The organism is Providencia sp. PROV109, assembly GCF_033681625.1.
Taxonomy (GTDB): Bacteria; Pseudomonadota; Gammaproteobacteria; order Enterobacterales; family Enterobacteriaceae; genus Providencia; species Providencia hangzhouensis.
In genome coordinates this window covers 2,457,289-2,478,305 of sequence record NZ_CP096320.1, presented here as the reverse complement: position 1 = coordinate 2,478,305, position 21,017 = coordinate 2,457,289, and the positions used below count along the sequence as shown (strand labels likewise).

Genomic DNA, 21,017 nt, shown 5'->3' with positions numbered 1-21,017 from the left:
ATTTTAATTAAAGAGGAGATTTTCAACAAATAGCATTAATTATTTTTATATTTATTCTTTATCGTTATAAAATAATTGTGATACTTGATGAACAAAAGTTAGCAAAAAACTCATACTACCAAAAAATATTTTCCAATATGGAGTTCACACTAAATTAGTGTTACCAATGAAAAGTATTAAATAACTTTTTTATAGGTTAACTGATGGCTTAGTTAGAAAAATAGCTAGTGAAATAGATTAGAAGTGCAATAATAAAAAATAACGCCTTATTATTGCACTTTGTTATCGGATGATTACCAATCAATCCCTTTTTGAGCTTTAATCCCAATATCAAATGCATGTTTCACTGGGCGCATTTCTGTTATTGTATCAGCTAATTCGATTAAATCTCGGTGGCAACCTCTGCCAGTGATCACAACAGATTGATTGGCAGGGCGGCTTTGTAATGCTTGGATCACTTCTGCTAATTCGAGATAATGGTAACTTACCATGTAGGTGAGTTCATCTAAAATGACTAAATCGTACTGTGGGTCACTTAATAATTGTTTGGCGTATTGCCAAGTTTCTATACAGGCGAGGGTGTCTGTCTCTTTGTTTTGAGTTTCCCAAGTGAACCCTGTGGACATAACATAGAAGGGAACGCCTTGGGGTTCTAACAGCTCACGTTCACCATTATCCCAGCCACCTTTAATAAATTGAACAACAGCGGCTTTTTTACCATGGCCTACTGCACGGCAAACAGTACCAAATGCCGCTGTCGTTTTGCCTTTTCCATTTCCAGTAAAGACAATAACGATACCCCGTTCAATTTGAGCGGCTTCAATTCGTGCATCCACTTTTTCTTTTAAACGTTGTTGACGTTCTTCGTGTCGGCTTTGAGACATCATTTTTACTCCGCAGCACCGGGCTTGCGTCCGGGTTGTGCATCATAGCTACTTCCTGTTTTACGCAGGCTATCATCACCCATCAAATAGATATAAATAGGCATGATATCAGCAGGAGTTTTCAATTTAAGTGGATCTTCGTCAGGGAACGCGCTTGCTCGCATAGAGGTTCGAGTTCCACCTGGATTAATACAATTTACACGAAGATTACTGTGCTTATACTCTTCGGATAGAATTTGCATTAAACCTTCTGTCGCAAATTTAGAGACAGAATAAGCTCCCCAACCGGCTCGACCTTGTTTACCTACACTTGAACTGGTAAAAACTAACGAGGCATTAGGCGCTTTAAGTAATAGAGGGAGCAAAGCTTGAGTTAGCATGAATGTGGCATTAACATTTATTTGCATCACATCATGCCATAGGTCACTGGGTTGCTCAGAGATAGGGGCTACTACACCAAGTATTCCCGCGTTGTGTAAAACGCCATCCAAATAAGGCGTTATTGACGCAACTTGCGAAGCGAGTGTATGACAGTCATCAATTGTTGCGGTTAATAAGTCTAATATAAAGCAAGGTGGATTCTTTCCATCTAAAGCCGCTATTTCATCACTAACTGATTGTAATTTATGCAGTGTTCTACCTACAAGAATAAGGGATGCACCATAGCGCGCATAAGTGAGAGCGGCTTCACGGCCAATGCCATCACCGGCACCTGTCACGAGAATAGTTTTACCTTTCAATAGGTCTTGTCTAGGCTGATATTGGAGCATATTCTTTCCTACTATTGTGATTAGCATGTATGGTTATCATCGCACTGATTGTGATAATTGGCTAATCTAACATAGTATTAACAAGGTTTGTCGTGCCAACTCTGTTTTTTTCTGGTTGTTTGCGCGTAATCGTGAGATTATTTTTGTATTGAAGATAAATATCAAAAGGATCAGATTGTGGAGTATTTCTCATTGTATGGGCTATTTTTAGCAAAAGTCGTTACGATTTTGGTAGCGGTGGTTTTGCTGGCTGTTTTTGTGTTTGGCGTAGGTATGCGCAGACAAGGAGCAAAAGGTGCTTTGAAAATCACAGATTTAGGTGAAAGCTATCGTGAGCGTCAGCGCCAAATGCAACAGATAAAAATGAATGAATCAGAACATAAGGCATGGCTAAAAGCATTTAAAAAACAGCAAAAAGCAAAATCAAAAAGTGAGAAAACTGGGGCTAAATTAGGCCAAACAGGGGTTAAAAAGCCTTGCTTATATGTCTTAGACTTCAAAGGTAGTATGGATGCACGTGAAGTTGCCTCTTTACGTGAAGAGATCAGTGCAATTCTCGCTGTTGCAGACCAACAGGATGAGGTTTTGTTAAGACTTGAAAGCCCAGGTGGGATGGTTCATGGTTATGGCTTAGCGGCTTCACAATTACTAAGAATCAAAGAAAAAAATATCCCACTGACTATTGCGGTAGATAAAGTCGCTGCGAGTGGTGGATATATGATGGCGTGCATCGCAGATAAAATTATCGCAGCGCCATTTGCCATTATTGGTTCGATTGGTGTTGTCGCTCAAATTCCAAATATTCATCGGTTATTAAAAAAGCATGATGTTGATGTTGAACTTCACACCGCTGGCGAATATAAACGTACATTGACCATGTTAGGTGAGAACACGGAGCAAGGTCGTAAGAAATTTGTTGAAGATTTAAATTCAACACATGAATTGTTTAAACAATTTGTTCATCAAAATCGCCCATCTTTAGATATTTCTGCAGTTGCAACAGGGGAGTATTGGTATGGTTCACAGGCGCTTGATAAAGGGCTTGTGGATAATATTGGTGTGAGTGATGATTTTATTATTAATGCGATTGATACTAAGGAAATAGTTAGTATCCGTTATGTATTAAGTAAAAAAATGATGGATAAGTTTATGGGAAGCGCGGCAAAGAGCGTGGATAATTTATTATTGCGCTGGTGGCAGCGTGGGCAAAAACCACTCTTGTAATTTCGAATTTTGCCTAGCGAATAAGCGTTTTTAAATCTACTATTAATTTACCGGCTTTTTAGCCGGTAAATTATATACAAAGAGCAAACGTGTTAATTAGTTATTATCACTCAATTGGTATTGTTCTGATAGTACATGAGCAAGGTGTTTGTACATATTAAAAGCAGCGGTACTCTTTAAGGTAGGGATATTGTTCTCATCTAAGAAGAACTCCCCTTTAAATACCAATGTACCTCGATGCTGCTCTACAGTATCAACAAACATACCATGAATATAATCATCATGTTTCTTTATGATATCATTAGCTTTTTCAAGTAACTCTTTTTTTGTGATGAACGGTAAATTGTCTTGCATAACTTGGCTTCCTTGAAAAAATAATTGGTTGCTTCTAGCATTTTATCAGGTAGAGTGTGTGGTTTTCAATTGTGACTAAACATCTTTATATGGTTAAAATCAGTCGACTAGAAGACACTTTGTGCCTTTTAGAATAACGTGATTGAGTTTATAAGTTTTGTTTCAACACAAATAATTGTTTAAAAATATATTGATATATTGTGATTGTGTCGCAATATAAAAAAGAGATTCTCATTTTGCGCATTTTAATGTAGAAATGCGCCATTGTTGATATTTAGGTAAAGGTAAATATGGGTAAAGCTCTTGTTATAGTGGAGTCCCCGGCAAAGGCCAAAACGATTAATAAGTATCTTGGCAGTGGCTACGTTGTAAAAAGCAGCGTTGGCCACATTCGTGATCTGCCGAAAAGCGGCTCTGGTTCACAAACCGGCTCACAAAAGAGTACAGGCTCATCTACCGACAAAACAAAGAAAGTGAAAAAAGATCCGCGTGATGCATTAGTTAAGCGCATGGGGATTGACCCTTACCATGGTTGGAAAGCGAATTATCAAATTCTACCAGGTAAAGAAAAAGTGGTCTCTGAACTTAAATCACTGGCGGAGGATGCTGATCACATCTACCTCGCAACGGACTTGGACCGAGAAGGGGAAGCTATTGCGTGGCATTTGCGTGAAGTGATTGGTGGAGACGATTCTCGTTTTAGTCGTGTTGTATTTAATGAGATCACCAAAAATGCGATCACTCAGGCATTTGATAGCCCTGGGGAATTAAATATAGATAGAGTTAACGCACAACAAGCGCGTCGTTTTATGGACCGAGTTGTGGGTTACATGGTTTCTCCACTGTTGTGGAAAAAAGTGGCTCGTGGCTTATCTGCTGGTCGTGTTCAATCAGTTGCAGTGAAACTGATAGTTGAACGTGAACGGGAAATTAAAGCCTTCGTTCCTGAAGAATATTGGGAACTGCATGCCGACTTAGCCGATAAAGATATCGCTAATTTGCGTATGGAAGTCACTTCACAAGGTGGTAAGGCATTTAAGCCAGTCAATAAAGCGCAAACAGAGGCGGCGGTTAAATTACTGGAAAATGCCCGTTTTGCGGTTACTGACCGTGAAGATAGGCCGACATCCAGTAAACCGAGCGCACCGTATATCACGTCAACGCTACAACAAGCTGCTAGTACCCGTTTAGGTTTCGGCGTGAAAAAAACCATGATGATGGCTCAGCGTCTTTATGAGGCGGGTTACATCACTTATATGCGTACTGACTCAACAAACTTGAGTCAAGATGCACTTGACATGGTTCGTGGCTATATTAATGATAATTTTGGCGCGAAATACCTGCCAAAAGATGCCAATGTGTATAGTAGCAAAGACAATTCGCAAGAGGCACACGAAGCCATTCGTCCTTCTAGTGTCGATGTTTTACCTGAGTCACTAAAAGACATGGAGAACGACGCGAAAAGGTTGTATCAATTGATTTGGAATCAGTTTGTGGCTTGTCAAATGACACCTGCGAAATATGATTCAACAACCTTAACAGTCAAAGCAGGGGATTTTGAACTAAAAGCCAAAGGGCGTACTCTGCGCTTCGATGGTTGGACGAAAGTCATGCCTGCACTGCGTAAAAATGATGAAGACAAAACGCTGCCACCAATACAAGTTGGTGCGGAGTTGTCTTTGGTTGAGCTATTGCCTAGCCAACACTTTACTAAGCCGCCGGCACGTTTTAGTGAAGCGTCCTTAGTTAAAGAGTTAGAAAAGCGTGGTATTGGCCGTCCTTCAACGTATGCAGCGATTATTTCGACGATCCAAGACAGAGGTTATGTCAAAGTTGAAAACCGTCGTTTCTATGCAGAAAAAATGGGTGAAATCGTCACAGACCGCTTAGAGGAAAACTTTAACGATCTGATGAACTATGATTTTACTGCACGTATGGAAGACCAACTGGACCATGTTGCAAACCATGATGCCGAATGGAAAGCCGTATTAGATGAATTCTTCTCTGATTTTAGTAAGCAGCTCGATGTTGCTGAAAAAGAACCAGAGGAAGGGGGAATGCGCACCAACCCAATGGTAATTACCTCAATCACTTGCCCTGATTGTGAGCGCCATATGGGTATTCGTACCGCATCAACTGGGGTATTTTTAGGTTGCTCTGGTTACGCATTACCACCCAAAGAGCGTTGTAAAAAAACGATTAACCTTATCCCTGAAGACGAAGTCCTTAATGTCCTTGAAGGGGATGATGCGGAAACTAATGCGTTAAGAGCCAAACGTCGTTGTCCAAAATGCGGCACCGCGATGGACAGCTATTTGATTGATAATGGCCGTAAATTACATGTTTGTGGTAATAACCCTGCGTGTGAAGGTTATGAAATCGAAGAAGGCGAGTTTCGTATTAAGGGTTATGACGGCCCGGTCATTGAGTGTGACAAGTGTGGTTCAGAAATGCACCTGAAAATGGGGCGTTTTGGTAAGTACATGGGTTGCACCAACGAAGAGTGTAAAAATACGCGTAAAATCTTACGAAGTGGTGAAGTGGCACCACCGAAAGAAGATCCAGTGCCATTGCCGGAACTTCCATGTGAAAAATCTGATGCGTATTTTGTGTTACGTGATGGGGCTGCTGGCGTTTTCCTTGCGGCGAATACATTCCCTAAATCACGAGAAACACGAGCACCACTAGTGGCAGAATTACAGCGTTTTAAAGACCGTTTACCTGAAAAACTCGCATATTTAGCTGAAGCACCGGCTGAAGACGGTGAAGGTAACCCAACTGTCGTCCGTTTTAGTCGTAAAACGAAACAACAATATGTTTCTTCAGAGAAAAACGGCAAAGCAACGGGTTGGAGTGCATTCTACGTTGACGGTAAGTGGGAAGTAAAAGAAAAGTAATAGCTCTCTTTTGTTTCCAAACAAAAAAGCCAATCATTTAATTAGATTGGCTTTTTTATTAACTTGTCAATTTCATATCAATGCCTATCAGTGAATAACCCGCTGTTATACTGTCCATTCCTTTATTTCTTATCGCTCACTGTGATACAGCCACCAATTTTTAACTAAACTCAAATGTAGCACCAAAGTGATAACTAATTTGTGTTAACTTAAGATAGAGTCGTTGTAGTTATCAATTGGCAGTAATAATCCTTACCTTGCTGAAATATTTAGGTAAGTCGATGGAATGATAGATAAAAGTTATCCACCGGAGGCAAAATGAAGTTAAAAATGTGTTTACTGGCTGCATTATTGACAGCGGGGACAGCGTACGCTGCTCAGTCTACTGTTGTATTAAAAGAAGCGACACCCACAGGTGATGGTAAAGCAATAGGTGAGGTTGTTATCTCAGAAACGGAATATGGATTACTGTTCACGCCTAAATTAACAGGACTACAAGCAGGCATTCATGGCTTCCATATTCATGAGAACCCAAGCTGCGAACCTGCAGAAAAAGACGGTAAATCGGTACCTGCATTAAAAGCAGGTGGTCATTTAGACCCAGCCAAAACAGGCGTTCATAAAGGCCCTTATGATAACACAGGGCATTTAGGCGATTTACCCGGCTTAGTTGCCGATAGCCAAGGTAATGCTAATTATGCGGTACTAGCGCCACGTTTAAAATCACTCAAAGATGTTCAAGATCGTGCATTGATGGTGCATGTGGGTGGTGATAACTATTCTGATGACCCAGCGGCGTTAGGCGGTGGTGGGGCTAGGATGGCCTGCGGCGTCATCAAATAATACGCGTCATATTTCAAGCTGTGGCGTTGTTAGCTGCGCTTGCTAACCCTAGTCACATACTGATGTATGCTCCTAGGCCTTAGCGCCGCTTGCTGCCTAGCCACAACTTGAACTATTTAGCGTATTAAAACGTTTATTTATTAATATTTCAAAGCTGTGGCGTTGTTAGCTGTGCTTGCTACCCCTAGTCACATACTGATGTATGCTCCTAGGTCTTAGCGCCGCTTGCTGCCTAGCCACAACTTGAACGATTTAGCGTATTGTATTGATTAAAAAGTTATTTAAATAGCAGTATTGTTAGTTGGGCTTGCTAATTTTAAATATACTAATATATGCCACTAGGGCTTAGCACCATTTGTTACCTAGCTATGAAGGGCTCAGAAAATAATCTGAGCCTTTTTTCTATTACCAAATACGAATACGCTGTTCTGGTGCCAAATACAGGGCGTTATTTTTATTAACACCGAATGTTTCGTACCAGTCATCAATATTACGTACTACGCCATTTGCGCGAAATTGGTTAGGGCTATGAGGGTCTGTCATAATCTTATTACGTTCAGATTCTTTATTTGACAGCTCTTGCCACGTGCGTGCCCAAGCAATGAAGAAACGCTGTAACCCAGTTGTTCCGTCAATAATTGGAGCCTCACCATTTGGGTAGTTTTCTTTGGCAAATTGCTTATAAGCACTTAAGGCGATATTTAACCCACCGAGGTCACCAATATTCACCCTAATGTAAGCTCACCGTTCACCTTTAAGCCATCAACAGTAAAGCCGTTATATTGTTCAACAAGCTTAGCGGTTTTCTCTTTAAAGTGGGTTTTAGCGCTCTCACTCCACCAATTACGTAACTGCCCGGTTCCGTCATATAAACTGCCTTGGTCGTCAAAACCATGGCCCATTTCGTGGCCGATGACTGCACCTATTGCGCCATAGTTATAGGCTGGGTCAACATTAGGGTCAAAGAACGGTGCTTGTAAAATTGCAGCAGGGAACACAATTTCATTTTGAACAGGGTTGAAATAGGCATTAACTGTTTGTGGCGTCATTCCCCATTCCCATTGACGAACAGGCTGACCAATTTTGCCAATCATATCATCATATGACCAAGCTAAAACTTGCTTATAATTATCTAATAATGAATCGGGCTTGAGGTTAATCTCACTGAAATCATTCCATTGGTCTGGATAACCCACTTTAACCGTGAATTGTTCCAATTTTTTAAGGGCTTCTTGACGAGTAGGCTCATCCATCCAGTCATTGACTTTTAAGCGTGAATTAAATGTTCCTCTCACATAACTAACCAAATCTTTAATTTTTTCTTTAGCTTGAGGGTCGAAATATTGTTCGACGTAAATTTGCCCTAATGGCTCGCCTTGGAGTGAGTTAACGGTTTGCAAAGCGCGCTCTTGGCGGGTGCGTTGCTTCTCAATACCATTGAGTTTTTTCGAGTAAAAATCAAACTGTGCATCTGCGATGGTTTGGTTTAAATAACGTGCGTGCTCACTAATATACTGAAAGGTTAAGTAATCTTTTAATGTCGAAACTGGGGTATCTGCAAAAATCTTTGCAGTTTGTTCAACTGCGCTGTCCGTTTCAACGACCACTTTCGCAAGTTGCTTATCAGTTAACTTGCGGCTAGTAATAAAGCTATCCCAATCAAAACCTTGGGTATGGTTTTTCATTTCAGCTAAGGTCATTGCATGGTAATTTTTGATAGTGTCACGGCGGGCCTCAGGGCTCCAATGTACAGTTGCAATCGCTTTTTCTAAATCAAAAATTTTCTGTGCTTTTTGTGTGACATCTTTTTCACCGGCTAGCTCTAACATGGTAGCGATATAAGCGATATAACTTTTTCGAATATCTTCCATTTGCGGTGTGTTATCGAGGTAATAAGTCCGATTAGGTAGCCCTAAGCCGCCTTGGCCGATATAAAGCACATAGGTATCCGGTGCTTTAGCATCTAAGTCTACCCAATAAGAAATCAATGATTTGTAGTCGGGTTGGGTCATTAACTGGCTAATATCACTATGGCTTTTAGCTTTCTTAATGGCATCTAAATCGGATTTTATTGGGGTAATTCCTGCCTGTTCGATAGCCGTTTCATTCAGGTAACTAAGATATAAATTTCGAATATTTCGTTGATTATGCGTAAGTTTGTTTTCGGGGATCTGCTGTAGCTGGTCAATTATCGATTGAATTTGTTTTTCTGTATTTAAGTATAATTCCACAAAAGAGTTAATACGTGGCATACCGGTAGGGATTTGCGCTTTATTTATCCAATCTTCATTCACATAACGGTAAAAATCATTGCCGGGTTCAATCGTGTCAGACAAAACAATTTTTTGTTGTCCATAACTAACTTCTTTTGCCAATAGTGACGGGGCAAAAGAAATAGTCGACATACCAATAATTAAAGCCAAAACATTTAAACGCATGTAACCACCTCTCTTCGTTGAGAATTACGATATCCACTCTAATACGTTAAACCTTGGAGCGAGTGTTCTGCAAAATTTATTTCACTTATTGAACCACATAATGAAATAAAGTTAATCCGTCTTTGCAGTACCTTACTGCTTTTCTTCATTGTAGAGGGTATTTAGATGAAATTTTATCATCATACTGTTTATTCTTCAGAGAATGATGTTATATTGGTTATATCAAATAAATCAATTATAACTATTAGCTATATGTAATATTCTTTAGCTATAGATAGCAAATGCACATTATTCCTGTATGAGGTAGACTGAAATATGAAATTGCAGCAATTACGTTATATTGTTGAAGTGGTTAACCATGACTTGAATGTCTCCTCAACCGCTGAGGGGCTTTTTACGTCACAGCCCGGTATCAGTAAACAAGTGCGGATGCTTGAAGATGAGCTTGGGATCCAAATTTTTGCGCGTAGTGGTAAGCACTTAACGCATGTTACTCCCGCAGGGGAAGAAGTGGTACGGATCTCCCGAGAAGTGCTATCAAAAATAGAAGCGATCCGCTCGGTTGCTGGGGAGCATACTTATCCAGATAGAGGTAGCTTGAGTATTGCCACGACACATACACAAGCTCGTTATGCTTTGCCTCCGACAATCAAAGGTTTTATTGAGCGTTATCCACATGTTTCATTGCACATGCAGCAAGGATCACCAACGCAAATCGCTGAGGAAGTGTGCAAAGGTAACAGTGATTTTGCGATAGCAACCGAAGCATTGCACCTTTATAACGATTTGATTATGTTGCCATGCTACCATTGGAATCGCTGTGTGGTCGTGCAAAAAGACCATCCACTTGCAACGAAAAAAAATGTCACTATTGAAGATATCTCTGAATATCAAATTGTAACCTATACTCATGGGTTTACTGGCCGTTCAGAATTAGATGTGGCATTTCAGAAAATTGGTCTTGAGCCCAAAATTATTTTTACTGCAACCGATGCTGACGTGATTAAAACCTATGTTAGATTAGGGTTAGGGATCGGTATTATCGCGAGTATGGCCGTTGACCCTGTTAGTGATAGCGATTTAGTTGTGATTGATATGCGTGATAAGTTCAGCTATAGCACAACCAAGATTGGTTTTAAACGTACTAGTTTCTTGCGTAGTTATATGTATGATTTTATGTGGCGTTTCGCACCGCATCTAACCCGTGATGTGGTCGATAAAGCGGTTGCTATACGTAACAATGAAGAAATTGAAGAGTTTTTTAAAGATATGAAACTGCCTATCATTTAATTTCTTTATATTTTTGCCTTGTCATAATTTGTAAGTAGGAACCCTAGTGATCGTATTTCTAGGGTTTTTATTATTACCGAGTTGGTGTACTTGGTTTTTTCCTGACTTATTTCCCTTCTTATCTTAAATTTCCTATTATTAATAGAGAAAAATTCAATATTTGGCACAAAATCTATAAATCAAATTTCTAGAGCAACTATGATTACAATTGGTTAACAAAAAATAATGGTGGTAAATACAAATATTGCCATAGCCATAAAAACCAAGGAGGAGTTATGTCGTTGAGTCTAAAAACAACGAGTGCTTCGACACTCAATGTTGGAAACAAGCAGTATAATTACTTCAGTTTAGCGCTTGCTGAAAAAAAGCTCGGTGAGGGGACTAAATTACCTAAGTCATTAAAAGTTTTACTCGAAAATTTATTACGTCATATTGATGGCACCTCAGTTGTCGAACAAGATTTACAAGCAATAATTGACTGGCAAAAAAACGCGCATGCAGATAGAGAAATTGCTTATCGCCCAGCGCGTGTTCTCATGCAAGACTTCACGGGTGTTCCTGCTGTTGTTGACCTTGCCGCTATGCGTGAAGCAGTTAAATCCCTTGGCGGCAATGTTGAGCAAGTAAACCCGTTGTCACCTGTTGATTTAGTGATTGACCACTCAGTGATGGTGGATGAGTTTGCAACCGAATCAGCATTTGGCGATAACGTTGAAATTGAAATGGCGCGTAACCATGAACGTTATTTATTTTTACGTTGGGGCCAAAAAGCATTTAATCGTTTTCAAGTGGTGCCGCCGGGTACCGGTATCTGTCACCAAGTTAATTTAGAATACCTTGGCAAGGCAGTATGGTATGAAGAAATTGACGGTAAATTATATGCTTATCCCGATACTTTAGTGGGTACGGACTCTCATACGACGATGATCAATGGGTTAGGTGTGTTAGGTTGGGGTGTCGGTGGTATTGAAGCTGAAGCCGCGATGTTAGGCCAACCGGTTTCAATGCTGATCCCTGATGTTGTTGGTTTTAAATTAACAGGGAAATTATCCGAAGGGATAACGGCAACCGACCTTGTATTGACGGTAACACAAATGCTACGTCAACATGGTGTTGTGGGTAAATTTGTTGAATTTTATGGTGATGGCCTAGCGGATTTACCATTAGCAGACCGAGCAACGATTGCGAATATGTCACCAGAATATGGCGCAACTTGTGGTTTTTTCCCTGTTGATGAAGTGACGCTATCTTATATGCGTTTAACTGGGCGCAGTGATGATGAAATTGCGCTGGTGGAAGCTTATAGCAAAGAACAGGGTTTGTGGCGTTATGCAGGTGATGAACCTATTTTTACCAGTACACTTGAGTTAGACATGTCGACGGTTGAATCCAGCTTAGCAGGCCCTAAACGTCCGCAAGATAGAGTTGAACTCAGCCAAGTACCAAAAGCATTTCGCGGTGCAGTAGAGTTAGAAGTTAATAAAAAAATTCAATCGAGCTATCCTTCTGTTAAATATCAAAATAAAACTTTTGAGTTAACCGATGGTGCAGTCGTTATTGCGGCAATTACATCTTGTACGAATACGTCGAACCCAAGTGTATTAATGGCTGCAGGACTATTAGCGAAAAAAGCCGTTGAAAAAGGGTTAGTCCGTCAGCCATGGGTTAAATCATCATTGGCACCGGGTTCAAAAGTTGTCACTGATTATCTTGCTGTCGCGGGTTTAACGCCTTATTTAGATAAGCTCGGATTCAATCTTGTCGGATATGGATGCACAACCTGTATTGGTAACTCAGGCCCATTACCAGAACCAATAGAAGAGGCGATTAAACAAGCGGATCTTACCGTTGGCGCTGTGTTATCGGGTAACCGTAACTTTGAAGGGCGAATTCATCCATTGGTGAAAACCAACTGGTTAGCATCACCGCCACTTGTTGTTGCATATGCTCTGGCGGGTAACATGAATATCAACTTGAAAACCGATCCTATCGGTGTCGATAAATCAGGTAACGATGTTTATTTGAAAGATATTTGGCCATCGAGTGCTGAAATTGCCCAAGCTGTACAGCAAGTTAAAACAGACATGTTCCGCAAAGAATATAATGCGGTCTTTGAAGGTGATGACGCTTGGAGAGCATTGAAAGTTGAAAGCTCTTCAACTTATCACTGGCAAGAAGACTCAACCTATATTCGCCATCCACCTTTCTTTGAAGGCATGCAAGTCCAGCCAGCACCGGTCAAAGATATTCATGGTGCAAATATTTTAGCGATCCTCGGCGACTCGGTAACTACTGACCATATTTCTCCAGCAGGGAATATCAAAAAAGAGAGTCCAGCGGGGCGTTATCTGCAAGAACACGGCGTTGCTGTTGCAGATTTCAACTCTTATGGCTCGCGTCGTGGTAACCATGAAGTGATGATGCGAGGAACATTTGCGAATATTCGTATTCGCAATGAAATGGTGCCGGGTGTAGAGGGGGGATATACCTTACATATACCGACAGGCAAACAAATGGCGATTTATGATGCGGCAATGCTGTATCAACAAGAAAATCACCCACTGGCCATAATCGCCGGGAAAGAATATGGTTCAGGTTCTAGCCGAGATTGGGCAGCGAAAGGTACGAATTTGTTAGGTGTGAGAGTTGTCATTACTGAATCATACGAGCGTATCCACCGTTCTAATTTGATTGGCATGGGGATTATACCTTTAGAATTTAAAGATGGGGTATCTCGTAAAACTCTCGGGTTAAAAGGTGATGAACGCATTGATGTCACAGGGCTTCAGTCAATTACCCCAGGGCAGGATATCACGGTGAAAATCACTTATGGTAATGGGGATATAAAAGAAGTTATAACTCGCTGTCGTATTGATACTGCAACGGAGATGGATTATTACCGTCATGGTGGTATTTTGCATTATGTGATAAGGCAGATGTTACATTAATCATTAAATCATGACACTTCAACGCCTGTAAGATTGTATCCTACGGGCGTTTTTATTTTTTAATATTTAATCTTATTTATCAATCTTGTTTTTTCTCAATATTTTTGATGGCAATCTACGTTATGGTGTTAAATAGACGGTAAATTAAAGGAGAAAATAGTCGCAACTAGGCTAAATGAAAATAGGGTGAAGTTCGCCATAAATAAGTTTCTTTGTGCAAAATAATTGAATGTAATAGCTTTAGCATGGGTCACCATGTGACTGAGCTTATCGAAAACACTATTAAGGAAATGAGTATGGCAGATATCAATGAAACCGATTTCTATAAAGGGGCATTGTGGGCAGCAGATATCTTATTAACCACATCCCATTTTGATGGTGCGAACGAAGAGGTTCGTGACATTTTGGAGCACATACCTAACTTATATTCTATTGTGATGAGAACACCTGAAACGGAAGTCCATGATTTGCGTTTATATGCAGACAAAGAATTTCCACTCGGCTTAAATGCAGATTATACCGCCATTACTATTGCGCCATTACAAGACTACTTTGATATTCTGCCGATGCCCGATCAAAACCCTGAAAGTATTACGGTTGAAGTTGATTACTGGGGAGTGGTCGCAACAACATCTGCGGGTAAACAAGATTTATTGATTGCTGGTTTGGCAACGGCAGAGCAAGCACAGCATTATGCGCAAACACTAACTCAACAACTTGAATTGCAAAGAGCAAAATAGCCATTTGGTTGTTAATTGGTCGATTTAAGTATTATTATTCAACAAAAATGACAAAAACCCGCACTGCTGTAATTATATACAGTGGTGCGGGTTTCTTTAACTGAATGAGATTATAGCGCGTTGGCTTCGGCTAATTGTAAAGCAAAATAAGTGAAAATAAGATCAGCACCTGCGCGTTTGATTGACCCCAGTGTTTCAAGAGCCACACGAGTTTCATCAATTGCACCCGCTTGAGCAGCAAATTTAATTTGTGCATATTCGCCACTGACTTGATAAGCACCGATAGGTAATTGGGTATGCTCGCGTAAATCACGAATAATATCCAAATAAGCCCCAGCAGGTTTAATCATTAGCGCGTCAGCACCTTCACGTTCATCAATTAGTGATTCATGTAGTGCTTCACGGCGGTTCATTGGGTTCATCTGATAGGTTTTTCTATCCCCTTTAAGGCATGAACCCGCTGCATCTCGGAATGGGCCATACAGTGCTGAAGCAAATTTTGTGGAGTAAGACATAATAGCGGTGTCTGTAAAACCAGCTTCATCAAGTGCATGACGAATTGCGGCAACTTGGCCATCCATTGCAGCAGATGGGGCAATAAAATCAGCACCTGCGCGTGCAGCGGCAACCGCTTGTAAACCTAGGTTATGGATGGTTGCATCGTTATCAACGATATGGCCGTGCATGACACCACAGTGACCATGGGAAGTGTATTCACAAAAACAGGTGTCAGACATCACTATCATTTCAGGGACGGTTTCTTTACAGATACGTGACATACGTGCCACTAAACCATTTTCTTGCCATGCATCACTACCATTATCATCAAGATGATGGGAAACCCCAAAGGTCATCACTGATTTTATTCCTGCATTTGCGATACGCTCAATTTCATAAGCAAGGCGTTTTTCAGGAATACGCATAACACCCGGCATGCTGTTGATTGGCATATAATCGTCGAGTTCTTCTTCAACAAAAATTGGCAAGCAAAGGTCATTAATAGAAAGGTGAGTTTCTTGGAATAAAGTGCGGAGTTTTTCAGTTTTACGCAATCTTCTCATGCGTTGAATGGAATGCAGGTTGTTCACAGTATCTCCTGGTAGTATGCGGAATAAACCTCAAAAACTCAGTTTATTCGTCAGGGTAATCAGATGGCTAACAGTATAAACCTTATGGAAAGAAAGTGAATATAGCCGTGGATAAATGGCACACTTTGAATGGTGATAATGAAATAGGAAAAATAAAGGGAAGAGCAGAACACTCTTCCTTTGCTGAGGTCATTGGTGCTTAAATAGCATATGGCCCATTTTTTCTGCTTTAACGTCAAGATAATGTTCATTACTTGGGTTGCGGCCAACGATCAACGGAACACGTTCTACCACGTTAATTCCAGCTTCACGCATGATATCGATTTTTTTCGGGTTATTCGTCAATAAGCGGACTTCATTTATCCCCAATAACTTATACATATCAGAGCATAAGGTAAAATCACGTTCATCCGCTTTAAAGCCTAACTTAATGTTAGCTTCAACCGTATCTAAGCCTTGATCTTGCAATGCATAAGCTCGGATTTTATTCAGCAAGCCAATATTTCGGCCTTCTTGACGATGGTAAAGTAATACCCCTCGGCCTTCTTTACTAATCTGAGAGAGTGCGGCTTCTAATTGAAAACCACAATCGCAGCGTAGACTAAATAACGCATCTCCTGTTAAACATTCGGAGTGGATCCGGCTGAGTACCGGTTCACTTCCTGAGATATCGCCAAAAATTAACGCTACATGATCACGACCGGTTGCGATTTCTTCAAAACCCACCATCAAAAATTCACCAAAAGGTGTAGGGAGCTTAGCTTCGGCAACGCGTTTTAGCTGCATATTTTCTTTCATTAGTTAAAGTAACTCTTGCTTAATTAATAACGTTTATCGATATAAAGTAGCTTAACTATAATACATCGATGCTATATGACGTTTAGCATATAGAGGTTGGTATTCTTTGCACACGACCAACGCTGTATTACTATAACAGAGTTAATAATAGGTGAATGGAATATTTGTATATTTAATAGAACTTTATTTGGAACACGTTGAATGAAAAAAACTGTTTTGGTCGTTTGTACTTTTGCATTGTTATTAATTATGCCTCCCATGGTGATGATAGTTACAGGGTGGCATTGGTCACCAGAAACCCAGTTTAACTCAATGAAATGGATACTCTGGCTGACAGACACTGCGGGAGCACCTTATAGTATTTTAACGTCTCTGTTATTTCTTGGAGCTGTTGTATTTATCTTTCGTTCAGAAAAAAAACAGCGACTGAAAATATTGCTTGTTCTTGTTGGCATTGTATTACTGCAGCAAGGTTTGAAGACGGCATTAAAAAGTACGTTTAAAGAGCCTCGCCCTTATGTGGAATGGCTGGCAACCGAATATCAAATTCCTTCATCAGACTTTTATGCGTTAAAACGTAGTGAACGAGCAAAATTAATTAAAGACACCGTCAAACAAGATGAATATATAGCGAAATGGCAGCGTAAACACTGGCAAACAGAAACCGGATATTCTTTTCCTTCTGGTCATATGTTATTTGCAGCTGGCTGGGCATTGTTTTTAATTGCGCTTTTTTGGCAACAACGTTTATACGTTTTATCGATAGGGCTCGCTATTTGGGCTGAGGGGATTGCATTTAGTCGTATGTTGTTGGGCATGCATTGGCCTATTGATATAATTACTTCAGTGATCATCAGTGCGTGTTTTGCCTTATTTGGTTATTATATTTTGCGAGCATGGGGAATACTGAGTAAAACCGATTAATCTTTCATCAAGTTAACCATTATTAGGGGAGATCTGACTTAAATCTCTCATTGTATAAAATAAATTGCTTTGTCTGAATGCGTTGGAAATGCTACCTTAACAGGTAGATATTATTGGATGAATAGAACTGATAACGGGAATAAATGTGAAATATTTTCTGATTTTATTACTAGCGGTCGCTTTTTTTATTATTTCGATTACGCTAGGTTCAAGCAATGATCAGGTTATTACATTTAACTACCTGATTGCAAAAGGGGATTTTTCATTATCGACCCTTCTTGCATCACTTTTTGGTGTCGGTTTTGTGCTAGGTTGGCTAGTTTGTGCTGTGTTTTATTTACGAGTCATTGTTAGCCTGAAAAACGCACGTCGTAAAATTAGACGTTTAGAATCACAATTAGGTGCTGGAGAAAGTCATATTTCCGATTCAACCTCATTAGTGACGACTCAGAACAAGGAATAATCCTGTATGTTCGAGTTGCTGTTTCTGCTGCTACCAGTTGCTGCTGCTTACGGTTGGTACATGGGGCGCAGAAGTGCTCAACAAGATAAGCAACAACATGCGAATCGCTTGTCACGTGATTATGTGACAGGCGTTAACTTCCTATTGTCTAATCAACAAGATAAAGCTGTCGATTTATTCCTCGACATGCTGAAAAATGAAGATAGCTCTGCTTTTGAAGCACACCTCACGTTGGGAAATTTATTCCGTTCTCGTGGTGAAGTTGAACGCGCCATTCGTATTCACCAGTCGCTGGTGGAAAGTGCCGCTTTATCATTTGAACAACGCTTATTAGCAACTCAACAACTCGGTCGAGATTACATGGCTGCTGGGGTTTATGACCGAGCAGAAAACATGTTTCAACAATTGACGGATGAAGTCGATTTCAAACAAAGTGCCTTACAATCCCTGTTAAATATTTATCAATTAACCAGTGATTGGACAAAAGCTATTGAAACAGCAGGTAAACTGGTTAAATTAGGGCATACAGAGCTACGTGAGCAAATTGCACACTTTTATTGTGAATTAGCGACTCAACAACTTGCTAGCGATGATCTCGAAGATGCACTGACCTTTTTAAATAAGGCAGAGCAAGCCGACAACCACTGCGCTCGGGTCTCAATTATGAAAGGGCGGTTGTTCATCGAACAAGGTAATTACGACAAAGCAATTCATGTCCTAAAACAAGTCTATGAGCAAGATAGAGAGCTCGTCGCTGAAACGCTACCTTTGCTGTTTGATTGCTACCAACATACTGGCCAAGCCGATGAGTGGGAAGATTACCTACGTCAGTGTGTTGCGGGTAACTCAGGGGCTATTGCAGAGCTTTATTTAGCGGATATTATTGTTGAAAAGCAAAATCACGAAGCCGCTGCAAATTATATTAATGACCAAATTCAACGTCATCCTACCATGCGTTTATTCTATCGTTTAATGGATTACCATCTTGAAGAAGCTGAAGATGGAAGGGCAAAAGAAAGTTTGATCTTGCTACGAAAAATGGTAGGGGAGCAAATTCGTACCAAACCCGATTATCGTTGCCATAAATGTGGGTTTACATCACGTGCATTATATTGGCATTGCCCATCTTGTCGCTCGTGGGACACGATTAAACCTATTCGTGGGCTAGATGGGCAGTGACAGCGTCACTTTTTAAATAATAACGACTCTTTAAAGGCTAAGAAATGATTTCCTCAACTGAGAACCACACACATTCACCAATTATTGTGGCACTTGACTATGAAAATGCTAATGAGGCTTTGGCTTTTGTGGATCGCATTGACCCACGTGATTGTCGCTTAAAAGTAGGCAAAGAAATGTTTACTTTTAATGGTCCTCAATTTGTTAAGTCACTCCATGATCGTGGTTTTGATGTTTTCTTAGATTTGAAGTTTCATGATATTCCAAATACTGTTGCCCGAGCGGTTGCAGCTGCGGCTGAAATGGGGGTATGGATGGTTAATGTTCATGCAAGTGGTGGTGCTCGTATGATGGAGGCGGCACGCCAATCTCTTGAGCCTTATGGTAAAGAGGCGCCATTACTCACAGCAGTAACCGTATTAACGAGTATGGATGAATCTGACCTCATTGGTGTTGGGATTAACCTGTCACCAGCTGCTCATGCAGAGCGTTTGGCCTTATTAACCAAACAATGCGGGCTAGATGGTGTTGTTTGCTCTGCTCATGAAGCCCAACGTTTAAAACAAATTTGTGGTGCCGATTTCAAATTAGTTACCCCAGGTATTCGCCCAACGGGAAGTGATGTTGGGGACCAACGCCGCATTATGACACCACAAGATGCAGTGAAGGCGGGTGTGGATTATATGGTGATTGGTCGTCCGATTACGCGTAGTGAAAACCCAACTGCCACATTACAACAAATCAATCAGTCTATTGAAGGTTTGCTATGAATGATTCAAATAGTCGTCTTGTTTACAGTACAGAAACAGGGCGTATTGCTGAAGATAAACCCAAAATTGAAAGGCCTAAAGGTGATGGTATTGTGCGGATCCGCCGTGAGACATCAGGCCGTAAAGGAAAAGGGGTTTGTGTTGTAACTGGTCTTGACCTTGAAGACAGCGAATTAGCTAAATTAGCGGCTGATCTTAAAAAGAAGTGTGGCTGTGGCGGAGCTGTCAAAGACGGTAACGTTGAAATTCAAGGCGATAAACGTGATGTTATCAAACAGTACCTTGAGGCGAAAGGTTTTCAAGTTAAGTTAGCTGGTGGCTGATAGGTTCGAAAATTTTACTGTTTGTCATGAGTGGCTACTTAGAAAGCCACTCATTTATAACGAAGAAGTGGTTAAATTGCTGCTAACTCAGCAAATAAAGCTGGGTTACGTTTAATGGCGATGAGTATTTTAGCTGCTAGCCCTGTTGGGTTTCGTCGTTTAAGTTCCCAACTTTTAATTGTATCGAGGCTAGTTCCTAGTGCATGAGCTAATTCGCTTTGGGAAACATTCAGTTGCTCTCGAATAGCTTTGACATCAGTAATTTCGTAACGAGTAACATTAGCGGCTTTTTGATGGCCTTGTTTTATTTCAACAGCTTCTTCTAAAGAGGCTTTTAATTCGTTGAATATACTCATTTTATACCTCATTTTTTAGTAATTTCGTTAGTTTCTTTAATTCTGCTTTTTCTAAGTCATTTAGCGTATCTTTGACATTTTTTGGATAAGCCATTATAAAATAAATAATTTCTGCTGTAGCTAGGAAATAAATAACTCGTACACTTGCACTTTTTCCTTTATTACCAGTTGCCATCCTAATTTTACGAAGCCCACCCGTTCCTTGGATGATATCGCCTTTATCTGGCCATGCGATAAGTTCATTTTGTAATATCCTAAGTTCTTCTTGTGTGGCGATAGATTGGATTTGTTTGGTAAAAAAGCTGGTTTCAATAAATTCAATTGCGTGACTCACAGGGTTCCCTCCCTTTGTATTAATTGCAAGTGTACTTTGTACACTTTTTGCCGTCAATAGTTTAATAGATTATCGGATATAAAAAATAAAATAGCGTTCATACTGAACGCTATTTTAGATTAAGGAGAGCGACTAAAGGATATTATGAGATTTATTTGCCTACTTGGTGGCCAATAATTCCGCCAATAGCTGCACCACCTACGGTTCCTATGGAACTTCCGCCTGTCAATACAGCGCCACCAACAGCTCCTACACCGGCACCAATCGCTGTGTTTTTATCGCGTTTAGACATATTTGAACAGGCACTGACGCTGATAGCGACAGTAGCTATCACCATGAATGATAAAATACGTTTGCTTACTGTGTTCATTTTAATGACCCTTAATACAGATTT

21 protein-coding genes are annotated in these 21,017 nt (G+C 40.4%); 11 read left to right on the top strand and 10 right to left on the bottom strand.

Annotation, left to right across the window (positions count from 1 at the left end):
* Positions 1-293: 293 nt before the first annotated feature.
* Positions 294-884 carry a cob(I)yrinic acid a,c-diamide adenosyltransferase gene (cobO, locus tag M1F25_RS11445; RefSeq protein ID WP_181489698.1) on the bottom strand — a complete coding sequence of 197 codons (591 nt, stop codon included), beginning with the start codon at positions 882-884 and terminating at the stop codon, positions 294-296.
* Positions 885-889: 5 nt separating this feature from the next.
* A complete protein-coding gene (locus tag M1F25_RS11440; RefSeq protein ID WP_036957702.1) occupies positions 890-1,654 on the bottom strand; it encodes a YciK family oxidoreductase in 765 nt (254 codons plus the stop codon).
* A 177-nt stretch (positions 1,655-1,831) separates the two neighbouring features.
* Between M1F25_RS11440 and sohB the strand changes: the two genes are divergently transcribed.
* Entirely contained in the window at positions 1,832-2,878 is a 1,047-nt protein-coding gene (sohB, locus tag M1F25_RS11435) for a protease SohB (RefSeq protein ID WP_004254182.1), read from the top strand.
* Positions 2,879-2,974: 96 nt separating this feature from the next.
* On the opposite strand, the gene M1F25_RS11430 is transcribed toward sohB, so the two are convergent.
* Positions 2,975-3,232 carry a DUF2498 family protein gene (locus tag M1F25_RS11430; protein WP_094960535.1) on the bottom strand — a complete coding sequence of 86 codons (258 nt, stop codon included), beginning with the start codon at positions 3,230-3,232 and terminating at the stop codon, positions 2,975-2,977.
* A 290-nt stretch (positions 3,233-3,522) separates the two neighbouring features.
* Between M1F25_RS11430 and topA the strand changes: the two genes are divergently transcribed.
* Together topA and sodC are read left to right on the top strand one after the other, a co-directional pair.
* Positions 3,523-6,129 carry a type I DNA topoisomerase gene (gene topA, locus M1F25_RS11425; RefSeq protein ID WP_004254195.1) on the top strand — a complete coding sequence of 869 codons (2,607 nt, stop codon included), beginning with the start codon at positions 3,523-3,525 and terminating at the stop codon, positions 6,127-6,129.
* Positions 6,130-6,447: 318 nt separating this feature from the next.
* A complete protein-coding gene (gene sodC, locus M1F25_RS11420; protein WP_112307126.1) occupies positions 6,448-6,972 on the top strand; it encodes a superoxide dismutase family protein in 525 nt (174 codons plus the stop codon).
* Positions 6,973-7,377: 405 nt separating this feature from the next.
* Here the strand turns inward: sodC and M1F25_RS11415 are convergent, their stop codons facing one another.
* Together M1F25_RS11415 and M1F25_RS11410 are read right to left on the bottom strand one after the other, a co-directional pair.
* A complete protein-coding gene (locus M1F25_RS11415; protein ID WP_250690663.1) occupies positions 7,378-7,701 on the bottom strand; it encodes a M13-type metalloendopeptidase in 324 nt (107 codons plus the stop codon).
* Positions 7,698-9,410 carry a M13 family metallopeptidase gene (locus M1F25_RS11410; RefSeq protein ID WP_250690664.1) on the bottom strand — a complete coding sequence of 571 codons (1,713 nt, stop codon included), beginning with the start codon at positions 9,408-9,410 and terminating at the stop codon, positions 7,698-7,700. The genes M1F25_RS11415 and M1F25_RS11410 overlap by 4 nt, the downstream gene beginning before the upstream one ends.
* A gap of 315 nt (positions 9,411-9,725) precedes the next feature.
* On the opposite strand from M1F25_RS11410, the gene cysB reads away from it, so the two are divergent.
* The 3 genes from cysB to M1F25_RS11395 all read left to right on the top strand — a co-directional run bounded on the left by cysB (position 9,726) and on the right by M1F25_RS11395 (position 14,388).
* Positions 9,726-10,700: an HTH-type transcriptional regulator CysB gene (gene cysB / locus M1F25_RS11405; RefSeq protein ID WP_004254202.1), complete on the top strand. Its 975-nt coding sequence runs from the start codon at positions 9,726-9,728 to the stop codon at positions 10,698-10,700.
* A gap of 275 nt (positions 10,701-10,975) precedes the next feature.
* Complete coding sequence (acnA, locus tag M1F25_RS11400) at positions 10,976-13,648, top strand: aconitate hydratase AcnA (protein WP_144140080.1); 2,673 nt, start codon at positions 10,976-10,978, stop codon at positions 13,646-13,648.
* 296 nt (positions 13,649-13,944) lie between these two features.
* On the top strand, positions 13,945-14,388 hold the full coding sequence (locus tag M1F25_RS11395) for a hypothetical protein (protein ID WP_036957705.1): 444 nt from the start codon (positions 13,945-13,947) through the stop codon (positions 14,386-14,388).
* Between the two features lie 110 nt (positions 14,389-14,498).
* Here M1F25_RS11395 and hemB read toward each other — a convergent pair whose 3' ends face one another.
* A complete protein-coding gene (gene hemB, locus M1F25_RS11390) occupies positions 14,499-15,476 on the bottom strand; it encodes a porphobilinogen synthase (RefSeq protein ID WP_036957706.1) in 978 nt (325 codons plus the stop codon).
* 189 nt (positions 15,477-15,665) lie between these two features.
* Entirely contained in the window at positions 15,666-16,262 is a 597-nt protein-coding gene (gene ribA / locus M1F25_RS11385; protein WP_094960627.1) for a GTP cyclohydrolase II, read from the bottom strand.
* Between the two features lie 213 nt (positions 16,263-16,475).
* Between ribA and M1F25_RS11380 the strand changes: the two genes are divergently transcribed.
* From M1F25_RS11380 to yciH, 5 genes are all read left to right on the top strand, one after another.
* On the top strand, positions 16,476-17,198 hold the full coding sequence (locus M1F25_RS11380; RefSeq protein ID WP_181487896.1) for a phosphatase PAP2 family protein: 723 nt from the start codon (positions 16,476-16,478) through the stop codon (positions 17,196-17,198).
* Between the two features lie 145 nt (positions 17,199-17,343).
* Positions 17,344-17,661, top strand: a complete 318-nt coding sequence (locus tag M1F25_RS11375) for a LapA family protein (protein WP_004254219.1) — start codon at positions 17,344-17,346, stop codon at positions 17,659-17,661.
* Positions 17,662-17,667: 6 nt separating this feature from the next.
* Positions 17,668-18,840, top strand: a complete 1,173-nt coding sequence (gene lapB, locus M1F25_RS11370; RefSeq protein WP_094960540.1) for a lipopolysaccharide assembly protein LapB — start codon at positions 17,668-17,670, stop codon at positions 18,838-18,840.
* 44 nt (positions 18,841-18,884) lie between these two features.
* The gene (gene pyrF / locus M1F25_RS11365) at positions 18,885-19,610 is read left to right on the top strand and encodes an orotidine-5'-phosphate decarboxylase (protein ID WP_112307124.1); all 726 of its coding nucleotides are present in this window, start codon (positions 18,885-18,887) and stop codon (positions 19,608-19,610) included.
* Entirely contained in the window at positions 19,607-19,933 is a 327-nt protein-coding gene (gene yciH / locus M1F25_RS11360; protein WP_110591748.1) for a stress response translation initiation inhibitor YciH, read from the top strand. Before pyrF ends, yciH begins: the two co-directional genes overlap by 4 nt.
* Before the next feature lie 71 nt (positions 19,934-20,004).
* Here the strand turns inward: yciH and nadS are convergent, their stop codons facing one another.
* The 3 genes from nadS to osmB form a co-directional block, all read right to left on the bottom strand.
* Positions 20,005-20,289, bottom strand: a complete 285-nt coding sequence (gene nadS / locus M1F25_RS11355) for a NadS family protein (RefSeq protein WP_096863771.1) — start codon at positions 20,287-20,289, stop codon at positions 20,005-20,007.
* 1 nt (position 20,290) lies between these two features.
* On the bottom strand, positions 20,291-20,623 hold the full coding sequence (locus M1F25_RS11350; RefSeq protein ID WP_036957715.1) for a type II toxin-antitoxin system RelE/ParE family toxin: 333 nt from the start codon (positions 20,621-20,623) through the stop codon (positions 20,291-20,293).
* A gap of 151 nt (positions 20,624-20,774) precedes the next feature.
* Positions 20,775-20,993, bottom strand: a complete 219-nt coding sequence (gene osmB / locus M1F25_RS11345; RefSeq protein WP_036957717.1) for an osmotically-inducible lipoprotein OsmB — start codon at positions 20,991-20,993, stop codon at positions 20,775-20,777.
* Positions 20,994-21,017: the final 24 nt, after the last annotated feature.